Annotated in this window: 12 protein-coding genes; all 12 read right to left on the reverse strand. The window is 73.9% G+C overall.

The genetic code is table 11. The features are described from left to right. Positions 1–12: 12 nt before the first annotated feature. The gene (locus CCN29_RS32860) at positions 13–354 is read right to left on the reverse strand and encodes a hypothetical protein (protein ID WP_086686153.1); all 342 of its coding nucleotides are present in this window, start codon (positions 352–354) and stop codon (positions 13–15) included. A gap of 15 nt (positions 355–369) precedes the next feature. Further along, positions 370–801, reverse strand: a complete 432-nt coding sequence (locus CCN29_RS32865) for a DUF4262 domain-containing protein (protein ID WP_442538634.1) — start codon at positions 799–801, stop codon at positions 370–372. 89 nt (positions 802–890) lie between these two features. Then, the gene (locus CCN29_RS32870; protein WP_086686157.1) at positions 891–1,103 is read right to left on the reverse strand and encodes a hypothetical protein; all 213 of its coding nucleotides are present in this window, start codon (positions 1,101–1,103) and stop codon (positions 891–893) included. A 57-nt stretch (positions 1,104–1,160) separates the two neighbouring features. Beyond that, a complete protein-coding gene (locus tag CCN29_RS32875; protein WP_107481762.1) occupies positions 1,161–1,826 on the reverse strand; it encodes a hypothetical protein in 666 nt (221 codons plus the stop codon). Positions 1,827–1,891: 65 nt separating this feature from the next. After that, positions 1,892–2,119 carry a hypothetical protein gene (locus tag CCN29_RS32880; RefSeq protein ID WP_086686159.1) on the reverse strand — a complete coding sequence of 76 codons (228 nt, stop codon included), beginning with the start codon at positions 2,117–2,119 and terminating at the stop codon, positions 1,892–1,894. After that, positions 2,116–2,403, reverse strand: a complete 288-nt coding sequence (locus CCN29_RS32885; RefSeq protein WP_086686161.1) for a hypothetical protein — start codon at positions 2,401–2,403, stop codon at positions 2,116–2,118. Before CCN29_RS32885 ends, CCN29_RS32880 begins: the two co-directional genes overlap by 4 nt. Positions 2,404–2,506: 103 nt before the next feature. After that, positions 2,507–3,040 (reverse strand): hypothetical protein, encoded by a 534-nt coding sequence (locus CCN29_RS32890; protein WP_086686163.1) that lies wholly within the window; start codon positions 3,038–3,040, stop codon positions 2,507–2,509. Positions 3,041–3,147: 107 nt separating this feature from the next. Then, positions 3,148–3,810 (reverse strand): hypothetical protein, encoded by a 663-nt coding sequence (locus CCN29_RS32895; RefSeq protein ID WP_086686165.1) that lies wholly within the window; start codon positions 3,808–3,810, stop codon positions 3,148–3,150. Positions 3,811–3,920: 110 nt separating this feature from the next. Next, positions 3,921–4,394, reverse strand: coding sequence for a hypothetical protein (locus tag CCN29_RS32900; RefSeq protein ID WP_086686167.1), 474 nt, complete (start codon positions 4,392–4,394; stop codon positions 3,921–3,923). Between the two features lie 101 nt (positions 4,395–4,495). Further along, positions 4,496–4,672: a hypothetical protein gene (locus CCN29_RS36535; protein WP_442538635.1), complete on the reverse strand. Its 177-nt coding sequence runs from the start codon at positions 4,670–4,672 to the stop codon at positions 4,496–4,498. Between the two features lie 84 nt (positions 4,673–4,756). After that, the gene (locus CCN29_RS32905) at positions 4,757–5,341 is read right to left on the reverse strand and encodes a hypothetical protein (RefSeq protein WP_086686169.1); all 585 of its coding nucleotides are present in this window, start codon (positions 5,339–5,341) and stop codon (positions 4,757–4,759) included. A gap of 83 nt (positions 5,342–5,424) precedes the next feature. Next, positions 5,425–5,817, reverse strand: a 393-nt coding sequence (locus CCN29_RS32910; protein ID WP_442538636.1) for a hypothetical protein, incomplete at its 5' end; no start/stop codon positions are given.

The raw sequence follows: 5,817 nt of genomic DNA on the forward strand, positions 1-5,817 counted from the left end.
GGTGTGGGGTGGTCAGCGGCGGGGCGTGGCGGGCGCCTTCGGGGCGGCCGGAGCCTTCGGGCGGACGGCCTTCGGGGCGGCCGGGGCCTTCACCCCGGGGCGTACGGCGGGCCGCTTCCGCGTGCCGGGGAGGGCGGCCGGCCCGCTGTCGGCGCCGTACAGGACGCAGGGGCGGGCGCCGGACGGGACCAGGTCGACGGCGCCGGTACGGGACACGGGGCACTGCGGCATCCCGTCGTCGTCGTTGGTCTGCAGGACGGCCAGGAGCGCGATCCCGGACACGATCAGGACCAGGACGGTGAAGAACACGGCCGCGCGGAAATGCCGGTCGTGCTTGGCGGTGTGGTGGTGCATCAGGGCCCTTCCGGGTCAGAGGACGAGTTGGGTGTCGCGGCTGTCGCCCTGGACGTAGTGGTCCTCACCGGGGAAGCGGCCCGCGTGATCGGGCATGAGGAGCTGCCACAGGGGCGTGGCGGGGGCGAGTCCGCGGAAGCGGCCGGTGCCGGTGACGGGGCGCAGCCGGGCGAGGTGGCCGCGAAGGACACGGTCGAGCTCCAGGCCGTCGGCGGGGGTGAGGTCGTCTTCTTCGAGCTGCGCCATGGCGCAGTCGAGGACGTCGTCCGCGAGCGGGTACGGCAGTCCGCTCACTGCCAGCTCGTACGCGCGGCCGGGCCGGTCGGCGAGGCCGATGGTGTACGTGTACGGCGGGGTGACGTGGTCCGGGTCCCACACGTGCATGACGGCGTGGGGTGGGGTCTCGGCGAGCACGCGGGCGGACAGTCGGGGGGTGTCGGTGCTCAAGAGGCTGGGGTCCTTCCCGGGGCGGCTGTGCGGTAGACGGAGTGGGGGCCCCGATCCGTTACAGGCGGGGCGCGCCGGGCGGCCGTGGGTCATGGGCGGCTGTCGGCTTCCTCGTGGCACCAGGCGGCGAGTGCGAGCAGCTCGGGGCGGGTGAGGGTGCGCAGCAGCGGCAGGGCGCGCGCCTTGTCGGTGAGGGCCGGGGCGGATGTGTAGGGGATGGGCGCGGCCGCGGTGGTGGCGGGCGTCCGGTGCACGCCGACGGTGAGGTCGGCGCCTCCAGGGATGTTCACGGGCGTGCTCACGTTCTCCTCGTGCAAGGACGGCCCGGGGCGCGGGGCGCGCCCCGGGCCGGCTGCCGGTCAGCGGGTGGTGTCGAGTTCGGCGAGGAGCGCCGCGGTGAAGGTTCGGGCGACCGTGACGGCCGGGCGCCGCCAGGCGGGGGAGCCCGCGAGGAACTCCCAACCGGTCTCGTTCAGCGGGATGTGCCGGTAGCCCTCGGCGTCGGGAACGTCGCCGGGCTGGTGCGCGCCGTAGGCGTCCACGAGGGCCCCGTCCGGGCGTACGACGACCACGTGGTGGAAGCGGCAGGCGCACAGCCCGGCGTAGGCGTCATCGTCGGCGCTGCACTGGTCGGTGTCGTATGTGCAGTCGGGGGTGATGAGCACGGCCATGGGCCAGCCGGTCACCTCGGCCAGGGCGCGGGCGAGGGCGTGGCACTGGCCGCGGGTGAACGCCTTGCGGGCGTGGTCATCGAGTTGGCCGGTGATGAGGCTGAACCGGGCGCCGTTCGCGCCGGGCACGGTCACCGGCAGTCCGGCCGGGAGCGGGAAGTGCTCGGCGAGCTCCTCCATCGCCGCGGTGAGGAAGTCGTGCGTCTCGGCGGCCGCTTCCGCCTGGGCGTCGGCGTAGTCCTCGTCGGTGTCGTCGGTGTCGCCGTAGGCGTCGGAGTACGGGGCGAGGTCGGCGCGGTGCCGGTCGGTCATCTGCCAGTAGCGCAGGAGCAGGGAGGTAACGGTGTCGCTCACAGGGGTGTGCCTTCCGGCGGTAGAGGTGCGGGCCGGCCGGGGGTGGCCGGGCGCAGCAGGGGGTGTCAGCAGGCGGGCGGCAGCACGGGCGGGATGTCGCGGTGCTCGGCGTCGTAGTCGCGGCGTACGCGGTGAAGGATCAGGTCCGCGGTTGCGGGGTCGAACCCGAGCAGCAGATCCGTCATGAGGTCGCTGGCCTGCCAGTTCAGGGGTTCGTGCATCTCGCTCGGTCCGACCAGCGCGGAGTAGCGGGCGAGTGCGGTGATGGCGGCCGCGCGGGTGTCGGCGCTCACCGGCCGGCGTCCTGCGGTTGGTCCCGCAGGACGTTCATGGCGGCGATCACGGCGCGCGCCACGGTGCCGATGAACTCGCCGCGCTGCCCTTCGGTGCGCTCGGCGAACCGGTCGTTGGCCAGGGACATGAACCGGTCGGTGGGGTCGGTGCCGCCTGTGATGAGCACGGCCAGTTGGTCGGGGGAGGCCTGGTTCAGGTCGAGGGCCATTTCCACGATCACGGGGTGCGCGGTGAGGGCGCGTACGGACGCGTCGAAGGTGGGGCTGACAGCGGTGACGCTCATCGGGTGGTGCTCCCATCGGAGGCGGGCGGGCGATGGGGGCGCAGCATGAGGGGCGGGACCGCTTGTGTCGCGCGGTCCCGCCCCGTCGGTGGTGCAGGTGTGGTCAGGCGGGCCGGAAGTGGGCGCGGCGGCCGCCGTGGGGGGAGGTGAGGGTGAACGTTCCGCCGGGGCCGGGGGTGATGCGGGCGCCGTTGCGGATCGACTTCTGTGCGCTGGCCATGGCGTGCCCCCAGGACAGGACGGTCCGCCATGCGGGGGTGTTGGCGCCGTCCACGTCGATGGCGTAGTTGGGCGCCTCGGCGCGGGGGCGGACGGTGGCGCGCAGCACGTCGCGGTGGTCCTCGGCGGTGAGTTCGGCGGTGGCGCGTTCGGCGGGCGCCATGCCGTTGAGGCGGTCGGCGCGCGCGAGTTCGGCGAGGGCTTCGGCGACGCCGTGGCCGAGGGCGGTGAGGGCGTAGCGGACGTGGCGGCCGCGGGGGTCGCTGGTGGGGTGGATGAGCCGCTTGCCGTAGAGGGCGGCGAGGGTGGAGCGGCGGGTGTCCGCGGGAACGTCCCCGTTGTCGGCGGCGGCCGCGGTGACGGTCTCCTGCTGCCGGGTGGACATGTCGCGGATGATGCGGCGGAGGTAGGCATTCACGGGCGTGCCCTTCGGATGTGGGAGCGGGGCGGCCGTCTCGCTCGTGACGGCCGGGGTGGAACGGGGCGCGCCCCGGGCCGGCGTGCGGCCCGGGGCGCGGGGAGAGGTCAGAAGCCGTGGCCGTAGCGGCTGGACGGGTCGATCCAGCCGGGGAGCAGCCGGTACGGCTGGGCCAGGCGGCGGGCCTCGAACAGCGCTTCGTCGCTGCGGATGACCACGGCGTCACGGCGGGCGGCCTCCACGGCGGTACGGGCCTGCTCTTCGGTCTCGTAGTGGTTGGTGGGGAGCACCAGGGCGCTGCCGTCCGCGTACCCGGACGGGATGATGTGGATGCTGCGGCCGTCGCGGTGCGCGGCGCGGCACGCCTTGTTGGGGCCGGTGCAGCGGCGGACGAAGTCGGGGAAGCGCAGCGGGCCGTGCACGACGGGGGCCGCGGTGACGCGGGCGGCGATGTACTCGGCGACGGCGTCGGCGGCCGCGATGGCGTCGGCGCGGGCGTCGAGGGCGGATTCCCCGTCGCCGCTGCAGAACAGCGGCACGCCGTTCAGGTCGCCGTTCGCGTCGCGGGTGAAGATGCTCCACCCGGTGTGAGCGTCCGCGGCGTGACGGACGGAGAAGTCCCGGTCGGCGATCTCCAGCGTGCCGTGCCCCTCCACGGGGACGATCAGGCACTCACCCCACTGACCGGAGTCGAAGCGGATGCCGGTGACGGCGCGGGCGGACAGGTGGGTGAGGAGCAGCGAGTCGGCGGAGAGGGTGACGGTGCGCATGGTGGGCGCCCTTCTGGGTCGGTGGGAGCGGTGAAGGCGCGGGGAGTCTCGCTCGTGACTCCCCGTTGGGTCCCCGGGCCGGCGTGCGGCCCGGGGCGGGGTGGAGCAGGTCAGGCGGCGTCGCGGATCGCGTCGCGGAGCATGGCGGGCCGCTTGGCCAGCGGGGTGAACTCGTAGTCGAGGAGCAGCACCTGAATGGCTTCCGCGGCCTTCTCGGAGTCCTCGGCGCAGTCCACGGTGTGGTCTCCGGCGGTGCTGTAGAGGTCGCCGAGGGGTTCGCCGTTGGCGTCGTGGACGGAGACGATCCAGCCGGTGTGGTCGGCGGGCGCGTGGTCGACGTCCGGGTTGCGGTCGGCGACGCACAGGTGCGGGCCGTCCAGCGGCGCGTCGGCGGGGGCGTCGCGGTCGAGCGGGATGAGGTAGCTCAAGGGCTCGCGCTCGGGGGTGATCTCGCGGCGGGTGAGGGCGGCGAGCAGCAGGTCACCGGCGGTCTGCGGCCGGGTGTCGCTGGCGGTGAGGGCGGCCAGCACCTCCGGGATCGTGGGGACCATGTCCGCGGTGAGGTGGTTGAGGTACTCGCGCATGGGGAGCGCCTTCCTGGTTGTTGTCGGGAGCGGCGTCCGCTGGCTCGTCTCGCTCGTGACGGCCTGCGGGCGTGCGGTGGGCCGGCGTGCGGCCCGGGTGGTCAGATGCCGATGCGGCGGGCGATCTCCGCCACGATGACGACCGGCGGGTCGGTGGGGTCGATTCCGGCGGCCCTGAGCTCTTCGGCGGTCTCGGCGGCGGCGTCGTCGTGGCAGTCGGCGCAGATGTCGCCGTCCAAGTCGTCGCGCTCTTCCTCGCAGATGAGGCACTCGGCCATCCCTAACCCCTCTCGTAGCTTCCTACGAGTAGAACTGTACACCACATCAAAGGGCGCTACCAGCTCTCACCCGAAACCCGCAGATCAACGCACGTGCGCGCGGGCCCGCTCCAGCCACCAGGCGCGCCGCTCCGCCGGTATCACCCACCGGTGCACCCCGAACACAGCCCGCCCGTCCCCCGGCGCCGGGTACCGGTGCACCGTCAGCGTTCCCCCGGGGAACACCCCGCACGGCTCGGAGATCTCGAACACCAGCCGGGCCCGGCCCATCCGCCGCACCCACGCGTACGCGACCCCGTCGTGCTCCGGCAGCTTGAAACGCGCGCGGCCAAGCATGAGCTGGTAGCGGCCGCACGCGGAGACGACCGCGGGATGGTTGTGCTCGTCCTCCCAGTGCCCGCACCGTGCGCACTCCGCCGTCCTCGGCGGCCGCGCGCACGGAACGGCCAGGAGCAGCGGGCCGGCCGCGTGCTCCAGGCGCAGCAGCCCGCGCGCACCATCGCGCACCACAGCACCGCGGCGCCCCACAACGGCCACCAGGGCGCGCACCAGGGCCCGGGAGACCGGTACGGCATCAAGCGGCGCGGCGCCCAGGGCGTACGCCTCGCAGTCGGCGTCCAGCGGCCGCACACCCCGAGAGGCGGCGGTAGCGGCGGGAACGGCAGTCATGGCAGGTCGGTTCCTTTCCGGGGTCATGCGTACGCCCCGGGCCCGGTCAGTGACCAGTCCGGGGCGCAGCGCGGGTCATGAGGTCAGATGAGCATGTTCAGCAGCGGCGCCACTCGCTCGGCGTGGACGCGCTTGCGTTCGGCGATCTCCTCCGGCGTCGCCCAGCGCACCCACACGGACACGTCGAAGCTGCTCGGCTCGGTGGCGTACCCGCGGCCGCGGAGCGTCTCCGCCATGCTGTGCAGGTCCGCGACCCAGTCCGCCGTGACGACGCTGAGCAGCACCATGCCCGGGCGTCGCTCCTCCGCCGGGAACAGCTTCTCCCCGTCCTCCGCGATGAAGTCGCCCCCGTCGGGCTTGGGGTAGGCGCCGTTGGGGTCGGAGTCGGACGGGCGCAGGGGGCGGCCGTCGATCGTGGCGGCCTCGAACCCGACGCGGGTGAGGTTGCGGACGACTGTGTCCAAGCGGGCCGGGCG

It is taken from the genome of Streptomyces pseudogriseolus (assembly GCA_002154585.1).
Classification (GTDB): Bacteria; Actinomycetota; Actinomycetes; order Streptomycetales; family Streptomycetaceae; genus Streptomyces; species Streptomyces pseudogriseolus.

Coding starts and splice junctions, on each gene's coding strand:
- CCN29_RS32900 (WP_086686167.1), bottom strand. CDS start 4,394: ATGCGCGAGTACCTCAACCACCTCACCGCGGACATGGTCCCCACGATC.
- CCN29_RS32895 (WP_086686165.1), bottom strand. CDS start 3,810: ATGCGCACCGTCACCCTCTCCGCCGACTCGCTGCTCCTCACCCACCTG.
- CCN29_RS36535 (WP_442538635.1), bottom strand. CDS start 4,672: ATGGCCGAGTGCCTCATCTGCGAGGAAGAGCGCGACGACTTGGACGGC.
- CCN29_RS32905 (WP_086686169.1), bottom strand. CDS start 5,341: ATGACTGCCGTTCCCGCCGCTACCGCCGCCTCTCGGGGTGTGCGGCCG.
- CCN29_RS32885 (WP_086686161.1), bottom strand. CDS start 2,403: ATGAGCGTCACCGCTGTCAGCCCCACCTTCGACGCGTCCGTACGCGCC.
- CCN29_RS32860 (WP_086686153.1), bottom strand. CDS start 354: ATGCACCACCACACCGCCAAGCACGACCGGCATTTCCGCGCGGCCGTG.